Here is a 23385-nt window from a genome sequence, read left to right as displayed (position 1 = left end):
GACACTGATCCGCTCGTTGTTACTCGAGCGGGGTGGAAGAACACGTCTACCGGATCAAGGTGACAGATGTTCGGCCGTGCCAGCGGGCCAGGCCCCGTAGGCCACGGTCAGCCAAGACCGGCGTTCGGGCAGCATGCGTAAAGCGCACCTCAACTCGTCCTGGAAAGGGCGGCAGCGGTGCTTTGTCTTTGCTCATGCTCGAAGCGGGCCGTTTCCAGAAGCCGTCGCCAGGAGACGACCGTTGGCCGGCGCCGCAGCAAGGCCCGGCGCTCACGCTCCGTCATGCCTCCCCAAACGCCGTACTCGATGTGCTGGTCCAGGGCGTAGGAGAGGCACTCAGTGCGTACCACGCAGCCGTTACATAGTGCTTTGGCGCGGTTTTGTGTAGCGCCCGGGACGAACAGGTCGTCAGGGTCAGCCGTCCGGCACAGTGCTTGTCTACCCCAGTCGGTGCCCGTCATCATGCGATGCCGTCCTCTCCCCTGGTCTACTCCTGCGAGTTTTCCCCTCGCCTGAGCAACAGGCATATGACACTACGAGGGCCGGGTACTGTCCGAGCCTTCGGGTGCACGTAACCACCCATTCGAGTGAACGGCGCTTGTCCCCTGCGAACGGCAGCGCTAGGCAAATCCCCCGGCCCGTGTCCAGGGAACGTTCTGTGAGTTCCCCGGCCCGATTGTGCGTGTATGCCCGTCCGGACCTGAGACCGGCGCTGACCGCGTCGACACCGGGTGCCGCTGCATTAAGCAGACCGGCACGGGCTGCCAAACGCCCAGCGGAGCCCGGAGGCAGCAAGCTCGGAACATCACGCTGTCCTAGGGTCCGTCTTCAAAGATCATCGAATGGTGGATCATGGTGGGGTGATACGTCGCCATGAACTCACTGATCAGTAGTGGGAGTTACTCGCTCCGTTGATACCGCGGGCCGCGACGGGCCGTCCGCGTGTGGAGGATCGGCAGGTCATCAACGGGATGGTCTACAAGATCCGGACCGGGGTCTCCTGGCGTGACCTGCCGGATCGCTACGGGCCATGGAAGACGGTCTACACCCGCTTCCGCCGCTATGCGCTGGACGGCGTGTTCACCTGGGCCCTCCAGCAGATCCAGGCACACGCGGACGCGGCTGGCGACATCGACTGGCTCGTCCAGATCGACTCCACCATCGTCCGCGCCCACCAGCACGCCGCCGCCACCGGCCGAAAAGGGAACCGCCCACCGGACGAACCGGACGATCACGCCCTCGGCCGATCGCGAGGAGGCCTGACCACCAAAATCCATCTCGCCTGCGACGGCAAGGGCCGCCCGCTCGCGATCCTGCTGACACCCGGCCAACGCCACGACAGCATCTGCGCGCGTCCCCTCCTGGAACGCATCCGCGTCCCGCGGACCGGCCTTGGCCGGCCCCGCTCCAAACCCGACCAGGTCATCGCCGACAAGACACCCCATGCAGCTATCGGGTCAAGCAGCTGCGGTGAGTGGCGATGGTTTCGGTGGGGCGAATGCGATCGCCTCGTTGAACCTCTGGCGGGTGGTCAGGCAGTGGTGGAGCTGGCCGAGCATGCGGTTGAAAAGGTTTCGGAGAGCCGCGTAGTAGCGATCGCCGGTCTTCCTTCGGCGGTTGTAGTGGTCGTGGGCGCCGATTGAGGCAGTGAGTGCGGCGAAAGCCCAGTGCCGGCCGGTTGCGGCCAGGCGGCTGTTCTTGATCCGGCGGTGGCTGACGCGGCGGCTTTTGCCGGACTCGCGCGTCACGGGAGCACTTCCGGCGTAAGCCTTCAGATCGCGGGCTGTGTCGAACCGGGTGCGGTCGTCGCCAATTTCGGCGAGGAGCCGGGCGCCGGTCAGCGCGGCGAGACCCGGGAAGCTCGTGATGATCTCCGCGTCGGGGTGCTGCAGGAAGAGCTCCTCGGTGGCGCTCGCCAGCTCGTCGCAGGCCTTGCAGGCGGCTTCGAGCTGGGCGAGCAAGGCAAGTGTTTGGTGTCCCATCGCCGTTTCCACCAAAGCCGGCTGACGAAGCCAGGTCCGGCGGAATACCTCGAGCAGGCGGTCGGTCTCGGCCTCGATCCGGCGCTGGCGGCCGGCCCGTTTGACGGCGGCTTTGAGCTTGCTGCGGGCGAGCTTGGCGGCTTTGGCCTGTGTGGGCGCGATCGCCAGGATCGCTCGAGCCTACGAACCTGCCTGATCAGTGAGGAAGTAGCTGCCCCGGTACCCGATGCCGCTTGCAGCTTGAGGAAGCCGCGCGGGGCCAGTAGGCAGCGACTGAGTCGAGCCTGGACGTCGAGGTCTCGGTCAGGCCGCAGATGTTTCTTCCTTCGGTCGCTTCAGTCGCTTGAGTCGCGGAGGTTCAGAGGCCAGCGACTGAAAGCGCAGCGACCGGGGCGGTGGTTGGGAGCTGTGGGTCTCGTCGGTAAACATGACGCTCGGTCGCAGTCGGCGAGGTTCATCAACGCCGGTGTCCATGGTCCCCCCGGCGGCCCCAGGGCTCTCACCGCCGCCGACGCCCACGCCGTTCTCGATGTCCACGTCATCGGAGTCGTCCGCACCCTCACCGCGTTCTTGCCGCTGCTGCGCCGCTCGGACGTTTCCTGTGATCGTCAACGTCAGCAGCGGCATGGGTTCCCTCACTCTCACCTACGATCCCGGCCGGCCCGAGTCGCACGTCGTTGCGCCGCTGTACGGTTCGTCTCCCGTTATGGCGAGATCGCCTGGTCCTGGCTCCTGCCGTGCCGGCTAGTTAGGTCGCCGTACCTCTGTTGGTCTACAGGTACGGTCCCTACCAGGACGAACTGCGGCAGGACCCGCCGGATGATCGTGGGCTGGTCTTCGCAGTGAAAGGGTTCCTACTGTGCGACCCGACGCGCACGGTCTGACCGGAATGCGATCCCAGGGGTTCGCAGCAGCTCGATCTCACCGTCATCCAGGCACCTGCCGCAGCCGGCATCGTCCGGCCTGTCTGTCATACCGTCGTGGGTTTTCGCGGCCCTTGCCGCCGCGATCGCAAGGGCATCGCCATCTGGAGAAAACCACCGTAGATCCCATCAAAGGTTCAGCGGCTTTCTGGGGTGTGGTGCGGCGTCATCAGCAGGAGAGGGAAACCTTTACTCCCAGCCTCCCCGTGGCGGTAACAGCTGTTACCATGTGGATATGGCGAAAACACAGCTGGGTGCGCGGGTAAATGAGGACGTTGCGGAGCTTGCGAAGAAGCGTGCGGCCGATCTGGGACTGAGTATCGGGGACTACCTGGCCAGGCTGGTCGAGGACGATGCCAGCGGCCTGCGGGCCCGTGCGGTGGACGCGGCCGCCCGTTTCCTGGCCGATCATCAGGCTGTTTTCGACACGGCCGAAGAGGCCCAGCAGGCGTCCCGGGGAGCGCACGCAGCCTGATGAACTTGCACATTGACGTTCCCTGGATCCTGCAGGTCGCAGAAGCGGCCGGGGCTGATGATCCGGCTCCTGACGACTATGGCGTCCCCGTGTCGGCAGTCGCTCGCCACCGGGCTGAACTGTTCGAGCAGGCCATCTATGACGGCCCTTACGCCAAGGCCGCCGCCCTGGTGCACACACTGGGCCGGTGCCGCTGGCTGGAACGCTCCAACATGGCCGTCGCAGCTGCTTCGGGCGTCATGTACCTGGAGGCGGCCGGGGTTTCCGTCAAGCCTGCCCGCGAGGACGCCGTCGCCCTCAAGGACCTGCTCCTCGATCCCGGCTGCACGGCGGGGAAAATCGCCGCTCTGCTCCGGACCTGGCCCACCAACACCTGAAGCCCGCAGACACCGCCCAGCATCTCAGGGGCGCGGTAGTGGTCAGCCGAAGGCGTCGACGACCTGCCGTCCTACCCGCGGGCAGGTGCCAATCGTGGTAGGCCCTGCAGGGCCAGGCATCGTCGCAACGTTGGCTCTGCCGTGGCCTACCGTCTACGGCTCAGCGGAATTCTTTTGGCTCACCCGGCGCTCGCGCAGGATTCCAGTGTCCAGGGCGTCCGTGCAGCGCTGTGACGAGTTCATTCAGAGGGTCCTGTTGGGCAGTGGTCCGTAGGCTGACTGCTGCTGCGACTGCTGCGGCCACGGAATCGCTGCCGTTGAGGTCTGCCAGCTCTACACAGTAGAAGCAGGGCCCCCGCAACGGCGTCGACAGTCCACAGCGCTGGGAAGGCGTGCAGGACTACAAGTCCAACGGCTGCATCAAGCTTCACCCCAGCCACATTGCTCAACTGTTCAGTTACATGAACCGCCACGGGCGCGCCGCCTCTCTCACCGTGCGCTGACACGCCCCGCCGCCTGGCCTCCGCTCTGCAATGCGCAACGGCCCGATCCCGGCAGCGAGTGGGGTGAGGGCGCGGCGATCGCGTTGTCCCGCCACACCCAGGGTTCGTCTGTTGAGCAGTCCGCCCCGCACGGCGGCCCCCTGGCCTGTACAACGATGATCCAGGCTCCCCACCCACCCGAGGGCGCCTTCTGCTGTGCGCAGTCGTTTCGCCCCCCGCCAGCGACTGTGCACGGCGCCCCTTGCTGGAGATGTGATGTTCGAAGCCCTCGCCCACCCCCAGACCACATAATCATTCTGGCCGTGCGCAGCCCGTCGTCGTCCGCTCATGACGACCAGAGCTCCTGAAGCCATCCGCCATCCGGCCGGCCCTGCCCGACACGGCGCGGTCTCCTGACGGGTGCCACGATGCTGGCGGGAGCCCTGCCACGCACTGCACAGTCACCAGGGGCTCCCTTCACGTGCGCGGCCGCCGCCCCCTCGTGCGGCCGCGCACGGCATTCCTGCGCTCCTCCCCGCGCCCACCCCGCGCCGCGGGGCCTTCATGGTCTCTGCTCGTGACGGGCCTGCTCACGGACAGGGGAGGTGGTGCATGCCGGGAGGCGAGGTGTATCGAGGAGCTGGAACGCTTGCCTGAGGTGGGCCTGACCAAGCCCGGCTGCCGTGCTGTGCGCGGGGGCGCATGTTGTGTGCTCTGTTCGGAGGATGCCGGGTTGCCCTACCTTCCGGTACGCGAGGGGCTGGGGGCAGTGGTCGGTGGCGTCGGAGGAGAGGTGGCGGTGTGCGGAGCGTTCTGCGGGCTGGCAAGGTGATTTCATTCGATCCCGCGCAGGGGCAGGGGCTCATCGCTCCCTGCGGAGGTGAAGAACACGTTCCGTTCAGGGCGCAGGCCGTGAGGTTCGTGGACGTGATCGCGGAAGGACAGATGGTCATCTGCGCGATCGAGCGTGCGGATGCCGCCGTACGGGCCGTCGAGGTACGCCCCGCTTAACGTCCCCGGGCCTGGGGGATCTGCTGGGTCCTGAGCTTCCTGCGCGGGCGCCCTGGTCCCCGAGGTCCGACGGGACAAGACTCGAGGACCAAAGCGGCAGGCCGCATACCGCCGTACACGACCTGCCGCGCTGTGCAGCGGCAGCACCATATCCGCAGCAACAGCCAAGTGCGAAAACCGCGTTGCGGCAGGTACGCGGGAGGAGGAACCGGGCTTCGTGTGGCCTCGGCGATGTCGACGCTGCTTCCGCTGTCAGGTCCGCCCCGCGGGGGGAAGCGGCCTGGCTCGGTCATCGTTGCGTCGGCCGTCGGGTTACACGGTGGTGGGCTGCTCCGTGGTCGTCTCGTCGGAGTGTTCGCCGGTGACGAGGTAGATGACGCGTCGGGCGACGGATACGGCGTGGTCGGCGAATCGTTAGTAGCGTCCGACCAGGGTGACGTCGACGGCTGTTTCGACTCCGTGGTGCCACTGTTCGTCCATCAGGTGTTGGAAGACCATGCGGTGCAGTTCGTCCATGCGGTCGTCGTCCTTCTCCAACTGAAGGGCTGCTTCGATGTCCTGGGTGATGATGACTTCGGCGGCCTGTGCCATCAGGCGCTGGGCGAGCTGGCCCATCTCCAGGATGGTGCGGCGCAGGTCCCGGGGCACGGCCTTCTCGGGGAAGCGCATCCGGGCCAGTTTCGCCACGGGCTCGGCGAGGTCGCCGCTGCGTTCCAGGTCCGCGCTCATGCGCAGCGAGGTGACCACGGTGCGCAGGTCTGTGGCGACGGGCTGCTGTCTCGCGAGGATCCCGCCCGCTGACCGCTAGGTCCGCGAGAAGCCCTCGCCGAGCGTGCAATACGGCGCCCACCGCGAGCCCCTCGGCTACCGCACCATCTGCGCCACCTCCGCTACCTGCAGCCGGTACTTGCCCAGTGGAGGACCGAAGGCATCACCACACCTGGCCCTGGTCGCCGTCCACTCCCTGCGCCCGCTGGAGGTGACCCGGCTGCTGGTCGAGGGCCTCGACCTGGACCGGGACCTTCTGACGGTCCGCCGTTCCAAGCTGCCGAAGTCAGGTGTTGCGGCAGCTGTTGCTCAGGCTGTTGGCCGTGCTGGTGCCTTCCGACCGGGGTGGGGGAACGGCTTTTCAGGCCGCCTGTGCTCGGCTGCGAACTGCAGAGCGGAGAACTCTCCACCGCGCGCAGCTGCGCCCAGGTTCGGCCTCTGGGTGCGTGGCCGCCACTGCGTCGGTGGACGCCGTTGTGCAGAGCGCGACGTCGACGGTCCCCTCGGGTGCCGCGCCGCCCAAGCTGTTCGACGACATCAGCCACGAGGGTCTGCGGGCCCTGCTCCGCTGCCCTCGCCAGTGGGGCACGGCAGCCGGGGTGGCCCGTCACAGCCATGCCGGGGGCTCGTCGCGGGGGTGTTTGTCCTGGCGGCGGCCGAAGAGGGCTTGGAACAGGCCGGCTTCTACAGGGTTGCGGTGAACTGCTTGTTCATCAAGGATTCCGCCTGTTCAGGAGCTTTCGATGAGAATGAGGTTGTTTCCGTCCGGGTCACGCACAGCGAACATGGGCGGCACTGCGGGCCCCATCCGCACGACCTCTGCGTCCGCATCGACGCCGTGTGCGCGCAGCTCCGCATGGTCGGCGTCGGCGTCCCGGGTCGTAAGACGGATGCCGGACGGGACCCCCTCGGGAACGAGCGCGACAGTCGTCGTCGCCCCAGGCGGTGCCACCTCGATCCAGCGCCCGTCGCCGAAGGGTACGTCCCGGCGTACTTCGAAGCCGAGTTCTCCGACGTAGAACTCAATAGCCTTCTGCTGGTCGGTGACGCGAATCCCGACCGTGGCCACCTGTGTGATGCGGGTGGTCTTGCCCATCCCCTGCCTCCGCTTCCTTGATGTTCACCAAATAAGACGGATGCAGGCGGGGAAACTCATCGATGGCCACGAAGCTCGACCGAACAGGGCTCGTCAACACGGCGAACGTCGCCTGATGCGGCACTAGCGAGCCGGTCCCCAGGCCCCGGCCCCGGAGCCCGAACCCGGCTCGCGCGCCGCTCGGTAGGGACGAATCTGGCGCTGCTGTTCCAACGCAGGCATGGGTCATCGCGTCACGGCCGGACGGGGATAACCTGGTCATGAAGGTTCCCTTCCCACCCGGCTCGCTCCTGTACGCCGCGGGCGGGCTGATGGGCGTGTGCGTGACAGTGATGGGGGCCGCGCCGGGTTCCTGCTGGATCCGTGGCGGGGCCTGGGTGCCGGGCTCGTCCTGGGCGTGGGCGCGTTCCTTCTGCTCGTGAGGACCACAGTCTTGCTGTGCAGCCTGCAGACGCGGGTGCTCGGACCGGCCCGGGCCTGGCTGGTCGAGCGCCGGCCCCGGGCGCTGATGCTGCTGGCAGTCGGCTACGCCGGGATGCTCGCGGTCATCGCCCTGACCGGCGAACTCGGCACCGCACCCTGGCTCGTCTTCGCGCTTGCCGCGGTGGCCGGTCTGTTCCCGCCTCCGGTCGGACCGCTGATGCGATCCCTCTGGAGCGACCTTGCCGCCGACCCGCAGCAGCAGCAGTGCGCGCTCAGCCTGGACACCGTCTCTGAGTCCACTGTCTTCACGGTCGGACCCACCCTGGGCGCGGTGCTGATCGGCGTCTGGTCCGCCCCGATGTCACTCGCCGTATGCGCGGGCCTGGTGCTCATCGGTTTCCGCGCGCTGGCGCGAACGCTGCGCCGCACGTCCTCCCGACCGCACTCCCGACTGCAGTCAGCCACCGACCCCGACCAGACTAACGGGGCAACGGGACAACGCCCGTTTCGCAGGACCGGCTTCCTCGGTCTGCTGCTGGTTCTGGGCTCGGCCTGCGCCCTGGCCAACGAGGAGATCGCCGCGGTGCCGCGCTGGGGTGCCGGAACGACCGGAGCGCTGCTGACGCTGTGCTCGGCCGGCGAGGTCGCCAGCGGACTGGTGTACGGGCGCCGGATCTGGCAGGCCGCCCCGTCCCGCCGGCTGCTGGTCCTGGGCGTCGCGCTTCCGAACCGGTTCCGGGTGACAGCCACTGCGCTACGGCCGCGTCCGCGGGTGGACGCCGGGAAGCAAACTCACTTCCGTGAACACATAACGCCATGATCTGCACTTATTGTTACTTTTCATGGGTTGACGCTCGCCGTGGTGATTTTCTTGCTGGTGGGCAGGGCAGTGGAAGGGACTGCGGTCGTGAGTGGTGGGCAGAGCGGGCTTCCCCGGTTGCTGACGGCAGCGGAGACGGCGGCGCCGGTGGATGCGGTGGATGTGATCGCGGAGGATCTGCGGCGGCGTTTCGAGGCTACGAAGGTCTCTTTCCTCATCGTGGACCTGACGGGGAAGGCGGTGGCGCGGCTGTCGACCGCCCCGGCAGATGGGCAGGAGGTGGAGCGGATCCCTTTGTTCGGCAGCGTCTACGAGGAGGTGATCCGCACCCAGCGGCTGTATCAGGAGGCGACCGGTCAGGGGCAGCGGGTGATCGTGCCGGTCACCAACCGCGGAGACGCCATCGGGCTGCTGGAACTGCTTCTGCCGGACGATCCCGGCGAGGACATCCTTGATGAGGTCGGGGAAGCCGCCCATGTCCTGGCCTACATCGTGATCGCCAACGAGCGCTTCACCGACTTCTACACCTGGGGCAAGCGCTCCAGACCGCCCACCCTGGCAGCGGAGATCCAGTACCAGCTGCTCCCCCTGTCGCTGTCGTGCGAGGCCGCGCAGTTCACATTGTGCGGGAGCCTGGAGCCCTCCGAGGACCTCAGCGGCGACACCTTCGACTACACCCTGGACCGGGACACGCTGCACGTGTCGGTGACCGACCCCATGGGCCACGACATCGACGCCGCCCTGGCCGCCACGGTCCTGGTGAGTGCCCTGCGCGGCGCCCGCCGCGCCGGAGCGGACCTGGCCGAACAGGCCCACCGCGCCGACCAGGCACTGATCGAGCACGGTCAAGGGCACGCCACGGGGCAGCTGGTGCGCATCAATCTCCGCAGCGGGCGGGCCCAGCTCGTCAACGCGGGCCACCCCTGGCCGCTGCGGATGCGTGAGGGCGCTGTTGAGGTCATTACCTGCGAGGTAGACCATCCCTTCGGGCTGTCCGAGTTCGCGACCCTTCCCTACCGGGTTCAGGACCTGGATCTGCGCCGTGGTGACCGTCTGCTCATGTTCACCGACGGCATGGTCGAACGGCACGGGGAGAGGGTCGACCTGCCCGCCCTGCTGGCGCGCACCCGGGGCCTGCACCCGCGGGAAACCGCGTTGATGCTGACGTCCGCGGTCCGTGACGCTGCCGGCGGCAGGCTCGAGGACGATGCCACCGTGATGTGCCTGGACTGGCACGGCCCCCAGGAGACCCAACGACACGTCAGCTCCGGTGCGGACGCCCAACAAGCCTCAGCCGGCCGCGCAAAGCAGCAGCCGTGACCACAGTGCTCTCCCGGGCAGTGCCGGGCTGCCGCTGAGTGGCACGCGTCGCGCCTCTTCCTGGAAGCCCGACTTGCCGCCCTTCCCCCGCTGCAGACGGACCCGAATGAGACATTACGAGGTGTCTGGAGAACCGTCCCATTTCGGCTCGCCCGCCCATCCCGGCCGTAGGTCGGGCGTGGTGAGCATCGGCTCGGGCAGCGTCCAGGTCACCCTGGATCTCTTCCACCTGGCGGTGCACTGCGTCCCGCCGCCGAACGAAGGCAGGGTCGTCCGGCGTGTGGTGTGGGCTCTGGTGTGGCCTCACCACGGCTCACACCGGGTGGGCGCACTGCCTTCATCCGGCCGTTGCGCAGTCCCACCGGACTGATTGCGCAGGCCGGTGCGCATGGGCTGCGCAACGCTGTGACCTGCCATGGTCGGGCCTGTGGTCGGGGTACGGCAGTGCGCAGTCCCTGAGCGTCGCCGGGCGTGGTTGCCGTGACCGGCACGGCGATACCGACTCGAGGTCCCTGAAGTCCTGTCAACTCGACTATCTGCAAGCTGGCCTGGCTGCTGGAACGCCACGGATCCCTGGCCGCGCTGCGAAAAGCCGGACGCCGCAGGCTGGTTGAGGTGATCCGGCCCAAGGCCCCGCGCATGGCGCGGCTGATCGACGACGTCTTCGAGGCCCTCGACGAGCAGACCGTCGTGGTCCCGGGCACCGGCACACTGGACGTAGTGATCCCGTCACCGGCCCGCTCGCTCGGCGCCGTTCCCGAACAAAGGCGGGCCGCAGAAGCCCAGATCACGGCCCCACTGGAGAACCACCCTCTTTCCCAGGTCCTGACGTCGCCGCCCGGCGTCGGCGTCAGGACCGCCGCCGCACTGCTGGTCACCGTCGGCGACGGCACCAGCTTCCCCACCGCCGCCCACTCGCCTCCTACGCCGGCCTCGCCCCGACCACGAAGCCCTCGGGGACCTAGATCCAGGGCGACACGCACCCAGAGGCGGCAACCGACTGTTCCGGACGGGCTGTGGGAGATCGCGGAACCGCTGATCCCACCGTCGAAGGTGCGGCCGCAGGGCGGCGGAACGCAGGACCGCCTGATGAGACGCTGTTTGCGGCGATCATCTACGTGCTGGTCAGCGGATGCGCCTGGCGGGCTCTACCGCCGGGCTTGGGAATATCGAAGTCGACCGCGCGCATCGCCGGTTCCTGATCTGCTCGCGGGCAGGTGTGTGGGGCCGGTTGCGCGAGGAGATCCTGCACCGCCTGGACGACGCCGGCCTGCTGACACCTCCATGGCTCCTTGTTGGTCGCCTACGCCACCGTGCGCGCCATGGCCGTCCGGCCAGGTGGCATTGGTGTCCCGGGCGGTTGCCCGTACTGCGCTGCGGGCGGTCATGAGACCGGTGACGATCAATTCCGCCCGTAAAAGCCGCTTGCGAGCCCGTCGCCGACCGTCCTGGTGATCAGGGCTGTCGGACGGCCGCCTTCAGTGCCGCGAGTGTGGCGGTGGTCAGTGTCTCCAGGTAGTCGTTGTCACCGTGCTCGTCCAGGATCACCATGCGGAAGGCGAGCGGCGCGATAAGGAGATCGGTGGCGAGTTCCACGTCCAGCGTGGGGGGTAGTTCGCCCTGATCGATCGCGCTCTGCAGGATCGCGAGTGCCGCGAGCCGCCGTGGCGCGGCCACTTCCGTGTGCAGCATCTGCGCGAGGGTGTTGTCCCGGCGGGACTCCGCAAGCAGTTCGGCCCCGATCAGGGCGAGCAGTGGGTTGGCCAGCTGGCTGCGGTAGGCAGCGAGGAGTTCACGCAGATCGGTGCGCAGGTCACCGGTGGCCGGTATGCAGGGAAGTGAGTCGGCGACTTTGTCGCGTACCAGATCCATGATCATCGCCGGCTTGGAAGGCCAGCGCCGGTAGAGCGCGGCCTTGCCCACTCCGGCGCGCCGGGCCACCGCCTCCATCGACAACCGTGCGTAACCGGTCTCCGCGAGTTCGGCGAAGGCCGCCTCCGTGATCGCCTCGGTCACCCGCTCCCGCAGGACCGCCCCGCCAGTCGCCGCCCGGCCCTTCTTCTGCTGCCCTGTCATGCCTCCGAGCATATCGAACGGAACGGTTCCGTTCCGCATGTTATGTTGGAACGGAACGGGCTCGTTCCGTTCTGGTAATCGAAGGGAGCCAGTGATGAAGTTCCTCTATGACGACGAGTCCTTCTCCTTTGAGGCACTGCGGGCTGCGGGCTACGCCGCCTACGGCGGCGCCGACCTGGGTGAGGTCCTGGTCACCTGCCGGGAGATCCCCGAGGGCGACGAGGAAGCCTGGTCGGCCAGATGGGGCGTGACCGCGTCGCGCGTCGAGCGCATCGGCCGGGACGCGCTGGCCGCAGGTCACAAGATCAGCGCGTGCGAGGCGCTGCTGCGGGCATCCAACTACTACCGGTGTGCCGACTTCTACCGCCGCGAGAAGCCTGCCGCCGACGCCGAGTCCGCGCGGCTGGCCAAGGCCTCGCAGCAGGCCTTCGCCGATGCGGCCACCCTGCTCGACACCCCTGCCCGCGCCGTGCGCATTCCGTACGAGGACACCACGCTGCCCGGCTACCTGTTCTTCGTCGACGACTCAGGTGCCTCGCGTCCGAGCGTGATCTACCACGGCGGGTACGACTCCACCCTGGAGGAGAACTACCTGGCGCTGGCCGCAGGCGCCCTGCGGAGGGGGTACAACGTCCTTACCTTCGACGGGCCCGGCCAGGGCAGCAATGTCCGGGACCAAGGCCTGCACTTCCGGCCCGACTGGGAAGCCGTGGTCACCCCCGCCGTCGACTTCGCGCTCACCGTGCCCGAACTGGACGCCGATAAGCTCATTCTGATCGGCACGAGTCTCGGGGGGTACCTGGCCTCCAGAGCGGCCGCCTTCGAACACCGCATCGTGGCGTGCGTGCTGCACGACGGTGTCTACGACTTCCACGAAGTCGTCGCAGGGCTGGCCAACCGCGCCACTGCGACGCCCGGCGGCATCGAAGAGATGATGGCGCAGGACACCCAGGTGCGCTGGGTGGTGCGCAATGGCCAGTGGACCCTGGGCCTCTCCGGCCTCGAGGAGATGGTCAAGGCCACCGAGGGTTACACCATGGCCGGCATCGCCGACCGGATCACCTGCCCGACCCTCGTCCTCGACGCCGAGAATGACCAGTTCTTCAAGGGCCAGCCACAGCGCCTGGTCGACGAAATGACCTGCCAGAAGAAACTGATCCTCTTCCGCGAGGACGAAGGCGCAGGCGAACACTGCCACGAAGGGGCCATTTCCCTCTTCCACCAGCGCACCTTCGACTGGCTCGACACCCTGCTCGCGCGCTGACGAGGCACGTCCCGGCTGGCCGTGCACTGCCATCGGCCCCTGCATCAGACTGGTGCGGCGATGGCAGTCCCTGAGGGCTGCAAGCGGCGAAGCCCCCTGGAAAGCCAGACCCCTGCGCCGGGCTCCAACCTGCCCCGTCGGCGGATATCACGTCAGCCACCCGACGGTGACCGCCCCCGACGACTCCTCGTCGCTCCAGCCAGGAAAGCGGGGTCGGACCCCTGGTGAGAAGTCAGACTGAGCGCGCTTACGAGTGCGTGTTCGTGATCGCGATGATCTCGTCGAGGCGGCCCAGCGCAGCCTCCAGTTCGTTGATCTTGGCCTGGATGCGGTCGCGCTCTGCGCGCAGCATGGCTCGTTGATGGGCATCGGTGTGCCCGGAGTCCCAGCACGGAAGGAGTTCCGTGATCCTTCGGCTCGTCAGGCCCGCGCCGAACATCTGCTGGAAGAAGCGCACCAGGACGATGGCGTCCTGCCGGTAGAGACGCTGGCCGGCTGGACTGCGCTCCGCGACGAGCAGCCCCTGCTGCTCGTAGTAGCGCACGGCGCGCACCGAGACTCCCGCACCCCGCGCCACCTCGCCGATGCGAATCAGCTGCTCGGTCGCAGCCTCTGTGACAGGCATTGGGATTCCTCTCACCCCGGGCTTGATGACCAACACTTGCCTCTGACGTTAGCGTCAGGTTTTAGCCTACCGGACATGGACATCAACAACTCAGTCGCCCTCGTCACCGGAGCCAACCGCGGCCTGGGCCGCGCCTTCGCTGAGCGCCTGCTCGAACGGGGCGCCCGCAAGGTCTACGCGACGGCCCGCCGACCGGAGTCCGTGGACCTGCCCGGGGCCGAGGTGCTGCTCCTCGACATCACCGATCCCGCATCCGTGAGGGCCGCCGCCGAGGCCGCCCCGGACATCACGCTGCTCATCAACAACGCGGGAATCAGTACGGGGACCGACCTGGTCACGGGCTCGCTGGACGCGGTGCGGCACGAGCTGGAGACCAACATGTTCGGCCACCTGGGAATGATCAGGGAGTTCGCGCCAGCGCTCGCCAGGAACGGCGGTGGCGCGATCGTCAACGTCCTCTCCGCCATGTCGTGGTTCGGGGGCAAGGGCGCCAATGCCTACCACCTGACCAAGGCCGCTGCCTGGGCCATGACCAACGGCGTCCGCCTGGAGCTCGCCGAGCAGGGCACGCTCGTCACAGCGGTCCACCTCGGCCTGGCCGACACCGACATGGCCGCAGGCTGGCCCGTGGCCAAGACCGCGCCGTCGGACCTGGCCGACGCGGCGCTCGACGGTGTCCAGGCGGGCTCCGCCGAGGTCCTCGCCGACCAGTGGAGCCGGGACGTCAAGTCCCGTCTGCCACTGACGCCGGAAGAGTTCAACGCCGCGATGGACCGCGCCCTGGCGGCGCTGACGGCAGCCTGAGGGGCCCTCCGGCCACCCTGGCCTGGCTACGATCCCGTCGGCGGGTCACCCTCAACAGCCTCGCTGGGCTGGACCAGGTCACCGAACTGCTGGCCCGCCACCGCGGGTGGGACCGCTTCACTCCCTTAGTCCGACCGCCCCCCTGCGTCTGCATCACGCGGTGACGCATGGACTGGCGGTGCTCCCCCTGGGAGGAATGGCGCACCGTCGGTCGGTCCATGCGGGCAGGGCGTGCTCCGTGGGGGGGGTGAGCATCCCGGCACAACGTGTTTCGATCTCCACTACCGGATCGTCCTGTTCCTGCATGTCTCGGCATGCGTCTTTGCGGGCCGCAAGTCTACGGTCTGCGTGACGGGCACCGCGTTCGGCAGGTCGTCCCGGGCAAGGTCGACGTCCGCCACCGTGGTGATGCGGGCGGGCAACTGCACGTGGCAGTACGGGCACTCGATCATCATGACGTTCAGGCGCACGGGAACTCCATTCTTCGCCGCCTGCTGAGCGGCATGCTCGCGCGATCACCCGGCCACCGCGTCAGGTCAGCCGCGGGGTATGGCGGTATACGGCGGTTGTCCCGTGCACGCCGTCGTATTCGTAGGCGACGCGCGTTTCGTGCGCGCGGAAGCCAGCGATTATGGAAAGTCGCGGTTTCCGGGAGCAACGCCGCCAGGGCGACTGGTTCGCCAACGACGAACCGATCAATCGTCCGGTAGACCGGAGTGCGGGATTTCACCCATGCAGAACGCCCCAAAGATCCGCGCGTGGGGCGAGCGTGTGCCCTGTGCACGGGGGGACCTGTGTTGGTCTCCGGCTAGCTGACTTCTCCCGAAGCCCCGGGCATGACGCACGCATGCTGCAACATTCGCTGTCCTCTCAACCGTTCGCAGGCGTCCCTTCATGCGACTCGTAGAAGGCCATGGACACGTGATCAGGCGCACACGACTGCTTCCCAGGTCGCGGCAGAGCGGGTCCGGTAGCGGATCTCCCCTCGGCGCGGCCGGACCGCCTGCTTCGGCGTCGTCCTTTCGGCCGCCCAGCCGGATCCGACGGGTCTGGGCGGTCAGTTGGTGCCAGCCGTCGTGCTGGGGGAGGTAGCGCAACCTGACCCGGGGGACTGCTGGGTGGAGGCCGAGCGCAGGAGCTGCCGAAGGGCCTCTCGGTCGTCAGGGTGCACTAAACGACGTCGGGCTTTCCTGCGTGCACGGCCACGCCGAGGGAGTGGCCCAACTCAGGTGTGCAACAGACACACTGGAGCGCAGCTGCGCGAGGGTGGCTGAAGGGTGGGGGCCCAACGCCGCCGCCACGGTTCGAGCCCCCACCGTGCGCGCATCGACAGATGGCAGCCCGGTAGGGCGCGCCGCCGTCTCCGTCATTGGTCTCCGCAGGTCGTCCGGCGGCAAAACTCCCTTATGGTCTCGGTCGGGGGAAGCAGTTCAGGCGATGGACGCCGCGCGTGCACTTCGCACGGGCTCAAGTGCCGCGCTCCAGGCAACGACACAGTCGAGCAATTCCCCCAGCAAGCGCGTCCTGGACTCGCTGGGAGCGAAGACCGTGAAGCCCTCGAAATCAGAGGTGAGGTGGAGGGAGACCTGGGTCGGCACGTCGGCGAGCCCGAGCAGTCCGCACATCTGCCGCAACTGGGCCGCCGCCCCGGAGCCACCGGCGACACCGTAGGAGACGATCCCGGCGGCTTTGTTCGCCCATCCGCCGTAGACGAAGTCGATGGCGTTCTTGATTGCGCCGGGGAGCTGCTGGTTGTACTCCGGCGTGACGAACACGAATCCGTCGAACGTGTCGATCGTGCGCACCCAGGCCTGCGCCTCAGGGCCTCCGGTTCCGCCCATGGCGGGTGCAACCGCTTGGTCGAAGAGAGGAAGTCGGAAATCGGCGAGATCGACGAGCTCGAACACGGCGTCGGCCCTCTGCGCCGCTACGTCGTGAACCCACCCGGCGACCTTCGGGCCGAGCCGCCCGGGACGCGTGCTGCCGATGATAATGCCGATCTTGGTCATGGCCGTTCTCCTGTCACGATCTTGAGGGCTACCGCAGGCCCGGGGTCGCTGCTGTGGCCGGTTGCTACGCCAGCACCCACACCGACGCGGTAGGGGCGTCGATCGTCAGGAGACGGGCCGCCGCTGGCGCTCGCTGACATAGGAGGGTGCTGATCCGTCGGATCTCGCGGGAGCATTCATACGTGGCGAGCGAAAGGCGCTGACCGAATGGACAGCACACGCGGAAACGAAGATCCACAGGCGCGTCCTGAGGACGAGCCGCTCATCCTGGAGCGGCGCAACCTCTCCAATCTCGCCTACCGGCTGCTCGGCTCGCTGACCGAGGCGGAGGACGCCGTCCAGGAGGCGTACGCCCGGTGGTTCGCGCAACCTGTCGAACGCCGGACCGCTGTCGGCAATCCCGCTGCCTGGCTGACGACCGTTGTGAGCCGGATCTGCATGGACCAGCTTCGTTCGGCGCGTGTGCGCCGAGAGCGGTACGTCGGTGAGTGGATTCCAGAGCCACTGCCGGCGCGGGCCGAGTGGAACGCTCTCTCCCACGGCTCGACGGCAAGAGATCCTGCCGATCACATCGCGTTGGACGAGTCCGTCGAGATGGCGTTCCTGGTCGTGCTCGACTCGATGACCCCGGCCGAACGTGTCGCCTTCATGCTGCACGATGTGTTCCGAGTGCCGTTCAACGAGGTCGCAGAGATCGTAGGCCGCACGCCGGGTGCCTGCCGCGAGCTAGCCTCGTCGGCTCGCCGCCGAGTAGCTGCTGCCCGCACCGGCGGTCCACGGCCGCGTCGGCGCTCCGGCATCATCAGTGAGTTCCGGCACGCCTGGCAGACCGGGGACGTGGATGCCCTCGTACGACTCCTCGACCCTTCGGTCGTCGCCATCGCCGACGGTGGCGGACGCGCCATGGCCTCACCGGCGCCGCTCCAAGGCCACCTTCAGGTCGCGGAGTTCCTGGTACACCTGGCGGGTCTAGCTCCCCGACTCGACATCCTTGAGCGGACAGTCAACGGCCAACCGGGCCTCGTCGCGGTGAACGGCAGTCAGGTACTGACCGTGTATGCGTTCGACATCGGCGAGTCCCACATCCGACGTATATGGGCTATTCGCAACCCGGACAAGCTGCGGTCATGGAGCAGATGAGGTGCACGACCTGACAACTCCCGCTGCAAGCTCGTCGATCTGCCAGGCCGTCCGCGCGCTGTGACGCCGCGCTCAAACGGCCGGACTCAGATCACAGAAGGGGAGCACCGATGTCTTTCAACGCCCACACCCTGCACCTGACCACCCGCGGCACGGACGAGGCATCCACCTGGTATCAACAGGCGTTCGGAGCCGAAGAACTCACCAGGCTGGTGGTACCCGGCGGCCGACTGATCCACCTCCAGGTCCGCATCGGAACGCTCACATTGATGCTGGCCGACGAGTTCCCTGAGATGAAATCCTTCGGACCGCAGCACTTCGGCGGCACCTACGGGGCCATCTACCTGCATGTCGACGATGTCGATGACACCTGGCAGCGGGCCGTCGGTGCCGGCGCCAACGTGATTCGCCCCCTGAGCGACACCTTCTGGGGCGAGCGAGAAGGTCAGCTACTCGACCCCTTCGGCCATCGGTGGGGCCTCACGCAACACCTCCGCGACGTTCCGCTCGCCGAGCTCCAGAAGCTTACGACCGAAGCATTCTCCAATCTCACCACAGGCTGAACGCTGTGGCGCCAGCGGAACGTACCCGGCATGGTGCCGCAGGAGCCAGCTTGGGGGCCCAATGCCGCCGTGACAGGCCGGCCCGGGGCCCACCGTGCCCTGCTCTTCCCGGGCATCGCGGCCTGCGGTGCAGTTGCTGGACGCTACCGCGCTGGAGGGCGAACTCGTCGTGTAGGAGCAGGACCGGCTCGCGTTCGAGGGGCGGTGAGTCGCCATGGTGTGGGGATCCGCATCGCCTGTTCTTGCGGGGCGGCTGTGGGCGAAACGGCGGAAGTGTCCTGCGAGTAGGTGACTGGGACAAGTCGGGCGGGAAACTCTGCGCAGGAGGCGCACCATCAACGGGACGGGGAACACGATGACCACCGCGGCGGGCACGGTCCGGGCGGCTACAGCCGCACCGAACAGTCTGCGACTGCCGGGGATCATCCTCGGGGTGGGGCTGGGCGGGTTCGTCGACGGCATCCTGCTGCACCAGCTCCTGCAGTGGCACCACATGCTCTCCAGCACCAACCACGACCGCATCGGCGTGAAGTACTACAGCCCCCACACGGTTTCCGGCCTGGAGATGAACACCCTGTGGGACGGTATCTTCCACGTCGTGTGCTGGATCGCCGTCCTTCTGGGCATGGCCGTCCTCTACGCCCGGGTCACCCACAACCGGCGGGCCATGTGGACCTCCCACGTCCTGTGGGGCTGGATCCTCGTCGGCTGGGGCCTGTTCAACCTCGTCGAGGGCGTCCTGGACCACCAGGTCCTCGGCATTCACCACGTCCGCGGCGGCCTCCACCAGGCATGGTGGGACACCGCCTTCCTCGTCTTCGGTGCCCTGCTCGTGACCGGCGGCTGCCTCCTCCAGCCCGGCGGCCGGCCCTTCGCCCTCGGCGCCCAGCGGCCCAGGGACGGCGCCTGATGGACGGCATCCACCACCACGGCGACGGCGGCAGCGACGTACCGGCAGTAGTCCTGACCGTCCTGGTGCTGCTCACCGCGGTCGGCGGCTACTTCCTTGCCGTGCGCCGTACCCGGCGCCGCAACCCCGCCCGGGGTTGGAACCCCTGGCGCGCCACCTCGTTCCTCACCGGACTGGCCCTGCTCGCCGTCGCCCTGCTGCCCCCGCTGGGGCCGGCTGCCCACACCGACTTCCGCGGGCACATGACCCAGCACATGCTCATCGGCATGTACGCGCCGCTGGCCCTCGTCCTGTCCGCGCCGGTCACCCTCCTCCTGCTCGCCCTGCCGCCCACCCGAGCCCGCCGCGTCACGGCCCTGCTGCACAGCTCGCCCGCCCGGGCGCTGGCGCACCCCGGGACCGCCATACTGCTCAGCACCGGGACCCTGGTGTGAGCGTTCACGTTTTTCCCCATCTCGGGTGGTTTGAGCTTCATGTAATTCCTCATCCCGACTTCTCCTAATTGGCCATGGGTACGACGGAGTTCAGGAACGAGGGACCTGGTCACCGCGGAGGCGTGTGGGCGGCCCTGGGCCTGTGGTTCGGAAGGCCGATGGTCAGCCCGGATGGCAAGGAGAACGTTCGTCGTGGTCGACATCACCGAGATCTATGTCCACTGGTACGCGGGCCGCTCGAAGAGCGAGCTGGCAGCGTCGCTGGGGGTGGACCGCAAGACGATCAGGAAGTACCTGGAGCCGGCGGAGGCGTCCGGGATCACGCCGGGCGGGCCGCCGATGCGGGAGGCCGACTGGGCCAAGCTGATCAAGAGCTGGTTCCCCGAACTCGTCGACCGGCGGCTGAGGCAGATCACCTGGCCGGACATCGACCAGCACCGTGACTACATCAAGAACCTGCTGGGGACGGTGACGGTCTCCACGATCCACCAGCGCCTCCGGGATGAGCACAAGCTGGACGTGTCGATCTCGTCGTTCCGCCGGTGGGTGCACGCCACGCTCCCCGACGAGACGGCAAGGTCCCAGGTCACGGTCTTGCGCGATGACGTCGAGCCGGGCTCGGAGGCTCAGATCGACTACGGCCACCTGGGTCAGTGGACGAATCCGAAGACCGGTAAGCGACACCGGATCTGGGCCTTCGTGATGGTGCTGCCCTGCTCGCGGCACATGTTCGTCCGCCCGGTCCTCTATCTCCACCAACACGCCTGGACCGAAGCCCACGTCGCCGCCTTCCGCTACTTCGGAGGCGTCCCGCGCCGGCTGGTGCCGGACAACCTGCGGACCGGCGTCGACAAGCCCGATCTCTACGATCCGAAGATCAACAAGGCGTATGCCGAGCTCGCCACCCACTACGGCGCCTTGGTGGATCCGGCCCGCGCCGCCAAGCCCAAGGACAAGCCGCGGGTCGAACGCCCGATGCCCTACATCCGGGACTCGTTCTGGCGGGGGCGGGAGTTCACCTCGATCGACCACATGCAGGCCGAAGCCGTGACCTGGAGCCAGAAGGTGGCCGGCCGGCGGCAGTGCCGGCCGTTGCAGGGAGCCGCCCCGATGGCGGTGTTCGAGGCCGTCGAAGCCGAGACCCTGCTGCCGCTGCCGCCCACTCCGTTCGTGTTGGCCCGCTGGTCGACGGCGCTGGTCGGCCCGGACATCCACATCAAGGTCGGCCGCACCCTCTACTCGGTGCCCTGGAAACTGATCGGCCGCCGGGTTGACGTCCGCTCGACCGCCACGATGGTGCAGGTCTTCCTCGACGGCGACCTGGTCAAGACCCACGTGGCACTTGAGCAGGGAAAACGCACCGACAGGACCGACTACCCGCCGGAGAAGATCGCCTTCCAGATGCGCACGCCGATCTGGTGCCGGACCCAGGCATCCGAGGTCGGGGACGCCTGCCGGACCGTGGTCGACCAGCTGCTGGAGGTCAACGCGCTCTACCGGCTCCGCGCCGCCCAGGGAATCCTCGGCTTGAAGAAGAAGTACGGCGACGCGAGGCTGGAGGCCGCCTGCGCGAGGGCCATCACGGTCGGAGATCCGTCCTACCGGACCATCAAGGGCATCCTGATCGCCGGCACCGAGACCGATCCGGAGCCCGAATCGAGCGGGGACGCGGGAGCCGCGGCCTTCCTCCACGGGCCCAAGCGGCTGTTCGCCTCCGTCGCCCCGTCCGAGACGGCGGATGAACTCCACGACGACCAGGTCCACGGCGAAGCTGAGGGAAGCATCTGATGAGCGTGATGGACTCTGCCCTGCGTGAGTCGCTGAAGTCGCTGCGGCTCTCGGGGATGCTGGAAACCCTCGATGCCCGCCTGGCCCAGGCCCACGGCGGCGAACTCGGGCACCTCGACTTCCTGCAGGTCCTCTGCCAGGACGAGATCACCCGCCGCGAGACCGTCGCCTTCCAACGGCGCCTGACCCGGGCGAAGTTCGAGCAGCAGGTCACCCTGGAGGAGTTCGACTTCACCGCCTCCTCGAAGCTGCCGGCCGCCCAGATCCGCGACCTCGGAGCCCTGCGCTGGCTCCATTCGGGCGAGTCGGTCATCCTCTTCGGGCCGGTCGGGGTCGGAAAGACACACGTCGCCCAGGCCCTCGGCCACCTCGCCGTCCGCCAGGGCGCCCACGTCCGCTTCGCCAAGACCAGCCGGATCCTCGCGGACCTCGCCGGCGGCCACGCGGACCGCACCTGGGACAAGCGGATCCGTGAACTGGTACGGCCCGACGTGCTCATCCTCGACGACTTCGCCATGCGCCAGCTCGGAGCGGCCCAGGCCGACGACCTCTACGAACTGGTCAGCGAACGGCAGGGCCGGTCCCTGATCATCACCAGCAACAGGGCGCCCAGCGACTGGTATCCCCTCTTCCCGAACCCGGTAGTCGCCGAGTCGCTCCTGGACCGACTGATCAACACCAGCCACCAGGTCATCATGAACGGCCCCAGCTACCGCCCGAACAAGCGCCCCAAGAACCCCACCGACAAGCCCGACAAGCCCCCGGTCCGCTAGGACGTGGCCGACGTCTCCTCGGGGCCAAGCGCCCCGAGCTCGACTTCCTCAAAGACGCGTGACCACCAGGAGTCTTCGTCCTCGAACACATCCGGGTCACTCTGACGGGCCTGCCCGATCACGTCTTCAACGAAATCCTCGTAGTCGTCTTCGGCTTCGTTCCTGCCCGAGAAGACGAAACCCTCCCATACATCCAGGATGCGTTGCAGACCCACTACCGAGGAGTTGACCAACCCGTACTGATGGTCCACGTCACCTTCATAGCCGCGGACCATCCAGACTTCACCGCTGTCGATCAGCAGCCAGTAGGTATTGACGCCGTCCTCGAACGCGCCTAGGAACACGGCCCGGCCTTGGGGAAGATCCCGTACCGACAGCTCTCGACCGGAGTCCCTCACGAACATGCGATTGCAGTCGGCTGGCAGCCCGCGCCCGCTCAGGGCACGCGCCACTTCCTCGCCCACACCCAGGCTTGCGAGAGCAATCGAGTCATACGGAAACCACCCCATGCTCGCCAACCTGCAGCCTCCATCCGGCGCGTCTACCCAGCCCGATCCTCTCAGACCGGTAGATCGTCCACCGGGCAGGGCCTGGGGAATTGCGTGAACTTACCCCTGGGGAATAACGCGAACGTTCACACCTGGGGCTGCTGTACTTCACCCCGCTGTACAACACCGCCATGAGATACCCCGCCGGACACTGGCTCCTGCACGCACACTTCCTCGCGTCCGGATGCCTGTTCGCCTACGTCATCGCCGGTCCCGACCCCGCGCCTACCCGGCCCGGGGTACGGACCCGCCTGGTGTATCTGGGCGTTGCGATCGCCGTACATGCCCTGATCGCACAAGCCGTGTACGGCGGATTCTTCGTCGACATCCACGCTCCCGTCGTCCAGGTCCAGCAGGGCGCCGAGATCATGTACTACGGCGGAGACTTCGCCGAACTCCTCCTGGCCGCAGCACTCGTAGCGACCTGGCGCCCCGGACGCCACACCGCCGCTACCTGCATGCCTCGAGACAAGACGATCGACATGGCAGCTGCACCACACTGAGCATCCGTCGCACGAGGCACAGGGGACTTGCAGGACAGGTCTGTTCGCGGTGCCCTCAGCCGTGCGCGGCCCTCTCTCGGTGCCCGAGACACCCGATGCGCTACGAGAACCGCTGTGGCGGACCGGTTCAGAGGCAAACAGGTCTTGCTGCCGGCGGGTGAACATCGAACGGCGGCGGATGCGCATGTCGCTGAAGTGGCTGATCCGCACGGCCGCCCGGTGCGCTATCCGGGGAGGCTATACCGGCCCCGAAGACCTGCCCCGGCCAAGC

General features: G+C 67.7%; 20 protein-coding genes and 7 pseudogenes. 18 read left to right on the top strand and 9 right to left on the bottom strand.

Features of this window, described 5'->3' with window-relative positions:
• Positions 1-149: 149 nt before the first annotated feature.
• Positions 150-461 (bottom strand): WhiB family transcriptional regulator, encoded by a 312-nt coding sequence (locus OG199_RS41485; protein ID WP_405834841.1) that lies wholly within the window; start codon positions 459-461, stop codon positions 150-152.
• A 444-nt stretch (positions 462-905) separates the two neighbouring features.
• On the opposite strand from OG199_RS41485, the pseudogene OG199_RS41480 reads away from it, so the two are divergent.
• A pseudogene (locus OG199_RS41480) lies at positions 906-1424 on the top strand (IS5 family transposase); the annotation flags it as partial.
• Between the two features lie 33 nt (positions 1425-1457).
• On the opposite strand, the gene OG199_RS41475 reads toward OG199_RS41480, so the two are convergent.
• On the bottom strand, positions 1458-1982 hold the full coding sequence (locus OG199_RS41475; protein ID WP_405834086.1) for a transposase: 525 nt from the start codon (positions 1980-1982) through the stop codon (positions 1458-1460).
• A gap of 459 nt (positions 1983-2441) precedes the next feature.
• Between OG199_RS41475 and OG199_RS41470 the strand changes: the two are divergent.
• From OG199_RS41470 to OG199_RS41460, 3 genes and pseudogenes are all read left to right on the top strand, one after another.
• Positions 2442-2682 (top strand): annotated as a pseudogene (locus OG199_RS41470) (short-chain dehydrogenase); the annotation flags it as partial.
• Between the two features lie 458 nt (positions 2683-3140).
• Entirely contained in the window at positions 3141-3380 is a 240-nt protein-coding gene (locus OG199_RS41465; RefSeq protein WP_356809609.1) for a hypothetical protein, read from the top strand.
• A complete protein-coding gene (locus OG199_RS41460; protein WP_329528613.1) occupies positions 3380-3757 on the top strand; it encodes a fic family toxin-antitoxin system, toxin component in 378 nt (125 codons plus the stop codon). The genes OG199_RS41465 and OG199_RS41460 overlap by 1 nt, the downstream gene beginning before the upstream one ends.
• A gap of 1805 nt (positions 3758-5562) precedes the next feature.
• Here OG199_RS41460 and OG199_RS41455 read toward each other — a convergent pair.
• Positions 5563-6039: pseudogene (locus OG199_RS41455) on the bottom strand (phosphate signaling complex PhoU family protein); the annotation flags it as partial.
• 709 nt (positions 6040-6748) lie between these two features.
• Positions 6749-7114 carry a VOC family protein gene (locus OG199_RS41450; protein WP_356809975.1) on the bottom strand — a complete coding sequence of 122 codons (366 nt, stop codon included), beginning with the start codon at positions 7112-7114 and terminating at the stop codon, positions 6749-6751.
• A gap of 260 nt (positions 7115-7374) precedes the next feature.
• On the opposite strand from OG199_RS41450, the gene OG199_RS41445 reads away from it, so the two are divergent.
• The 5 genes and pseudogenes from OG199_RS41445 to OG199_RS41425 form a co-directional block, all read left to right on the top strand.
• Positions 7375-7536: a hypothetical protein gene (locus tag OG199_RS41445; RefSeq protein WP_405834083.1), complete on the top strand. Its 162-nt coding sequence runs from the start codon at positions 7375-7377 to the stop codon at positions 7534-7536.
• Positions 7533-8357 carry a hypothetical protein gene (locus OG199_RS41440; protein ID WP_405834081.1) on the top strand — a complete coding sequence of 275 codons (825 nt, stop codon included), beginning with the start codon at positions 7533-7535 and terminating at the stop codon, positions 8355-8357. Before OG199_RS41445 ends, OG199_RS41440 begins: the two co-directional genes overlap by 4 nt.
• A gap of 147 nt (positions 8358-8504) precedes the next feature.
• On the top strand, positions 8505-9677 hold the full coding sequence (locus OG199_RS41435) for a PP2C family protein-serine/threonine phosphatase (RefSeq protein WP_405834839.1): 1173 nt from the start codon (positions 8505-8507) through the stop codon (positions 9675-9677).
• Positions 9678-10220: 543 nt separating this feature from the next.
• A pseudogene (locus tag OG199_RS41430) lies at positions 10221-10677 on the top strand (transposase); the annotation flags it as partial.
• 14 nt (positions 10678-10691) lie between these two features.
• Positions 10692-11004 (top strand): annotated as a pseudogene (locus OG199_RS41425) (transposase); the annotation flags it as partial.
• Between the two features lie 128 nt (positions 11005-11132).
• On the opposite strand, the gene OG199_RS41420 reads toward OG199_RS41425, so the two are convergent.
• Complete coding sequence (locus OG199_RS41420) at positions 11133-11753, bottom strand: TetR/AcrR family transcriptional regulator (RefSeq protein WP_356807617.1); 621 nt, start codon at positions 11751-11753, stop codon at positions 11133-11135.
• Positions 11754-11847: 94 nt separating this feature from the next.
• Here OG199_RS41420 and OG199_RS41415 point away from each other — a divergent pair, with 94 nt between their 5' ends.
• The gene (locus OG199_RS41415) at positions 11848-13017 is read left to right on the top strand and encodes an alpha/beta hydrolase family protein (RefSeq protein ID WP_405834078.1); all 1170 of its coding nucleotides are present in this window, start codon (positions 11848-11850) and stop codon (positions 13015-13017) included.
• A gap of 247 nt (positions 13018-13264) precedes the next feature.
• Here the strand turns inward: OG199_RS41415 and OG199_RS41410 are convergent, their stop codons facing one another.
• Positions 13265-13642 carry a MerR family transcriptional regulator gene (locus tag OG199_RS41410; RefSeq protein WP_405834077.1) on the bottom strand — a complete coding sequence of 126 codons (378 nt, stop codon included), beginning with the start codon at positions 13640-13642 and terminating at the stop codon, positions 13265-13267.
• A gap of 75 nt (positions 13643-13717) precedes the next feature.
• Here OG199_RS41410 and OG199_RS41405 point away from each other — a divergent pair, with 75 nt between their 5' ends.
• Positions 13718-14446, top strand: a complete 729-nt coding sequence (locus tag OG199_RS41405) for an SDR family oxidoreductase (protein ID WP_356807623.1) — start codon at positions 13718-13720, stop codon at positions 14444-14446.
• Positions 14447-14727: 281 nt separating this feature from the next.
• On the opposite strand, the gene OG199_RS41400 is transcribed toward OG199_RS41405, so the two are convergent.
• On the bottom strand, positions 14728-14916 hold the full coding sequence (locus tag OG199_RS41400) for a hypothetical protein (RefSeq protein WP_356807625.1): 189 nt from the start codon (positions 14914-14916) through the stop codon (positions 14728-14730).
• A 960-nt stretch (positions 14917-15876) separates the two neighbouring features.
• Positions 15877-16455 (bottom strand): NADPH-dependent FMN reductase, encoded by a 579-nt coding sequence (locus tag OG199_RS41395; protein ID WP_405834074.1) that lies wholly within the window; start codon positions 16453-16455, stop codon positions 15877-15879.
• A 207-nt stretch (positions 16456-16662) separates the two neighbouring features.
• Here OG199_RS41395 and sigJ point away from each other — a divergent pair, with 207 nt between their 5' ends.
• The 6 genes and pseudogenes from sigJ to istB all read left to right on the top strand — a co-directional run bounded on the left by sigJ (position 16663) and on the right by istB (position 22063).
• Positions 16663-17595, top strand: coding sequence for an RNA polymerase sigma factor SigJ (sigJ, locus tag OG199_RS41390; RefSeq protein WP_405834072.1), 933 nt, complete (start codon positions 16663-16665; stop codon positions 17593-17595).
• 110 nt (positions 17596-17705) lie between these two features.
• The gene (locus OG199_RS41385) at positions 17706-18158 is read left to right on the top strand and encodes a VOC family protein (RefSeq protein WP_356807630.1); all 453 of its coding nucleotides are present in this window, start codon (positions 17706-17708) and stop codon (positions 18156-18158) included.
• A gap of 355 nt (positions 18159-18513) precedes the next feature.
• Positions 18514-19068 carry a DUF2243 domain-containing protein gene (locus OG199_RS41380; RefSeq protein ID WP_405834070.1) on the top strand — a complete coding sequence of 185 codons (555 nt, stop codon included), beginning with the start codon at positions 18514-18516 and terminating at the stop codon, positions 19066-19068.
• A pseudogene (locus OG199_RS41375) lies at positions 19068-19496 on the top strand (cytochrome c oxidase assembly protein); the annotation flags it as partial. The gene OG199_RS41380 and the pseudogene OG199_RS41375, both read left to right, overlap by 1 nt.
• Before the next feature lie 198 nt (positions 19497-19694).
• On the top strand, positions 19695-21290 hold the full coding sequence (gene istA / locus OG199_RS41370) for an IS21 family transposase (protein WP_393101037.1): 1596 nt from the start codon (positions 19695-19697) through the stop codon (positions 21288-21290).
• The gene (gene istB, locus OG199_RS41365) at positions 21290-22063 is read left to right on the top strand and encodes an IS21-like element helper ATPase IstB (protein ID WP_285530201.1); all 774 of its coding nucleotides are present in this window, start codon (positions 21290-21292) and stop codon (positions 22061-22063) included. Before istA ends, istB begins: the two co-directional genes overlap by 1 nt.
• Here the strand turns inward: istB and OG199_RS41360 are convergent.
• Complete coding sequence (locus OG199_RS41360; protein WP_393101401.1) at positions 22060-22572, bottom strand: SUKH-4 family immunity protein; 513 nt, start codon at positions 22570-22572, stop codon at positions 22060-22062. The genes istB and OG199_RS41360 overlap by 4 nt on opposite strands.
• A gap of 131 nt (positions 22573-22703) precedes the next feature.
• On the opposite strand from OG199_RS41360, the pseudogene OG199_RS41355 reads away from it, so the two are divergent.
• Positions 22704-23114, top strand: a pseudogene (locus OG199_RS41355) (cytochrome c oxidase assembly protein); the annotation flags it as partial.
• Positions 23115-23385 lie beyond the last annotated feature (271 nt).

The organism is Streptomyces sp. NBC_01176 (assembly GCF_045039825.1).
Lineage (GTDB): Bacteria > Actinomycetota > Actinomycetes > Streptomycetales > Streptomycetaceae > Streptomyces.
The sequence above is the reverse complement of the archived record's forward strand: the minus strand, read 5'-3'. Positions and strand labels throughout refer to the sequence as shown.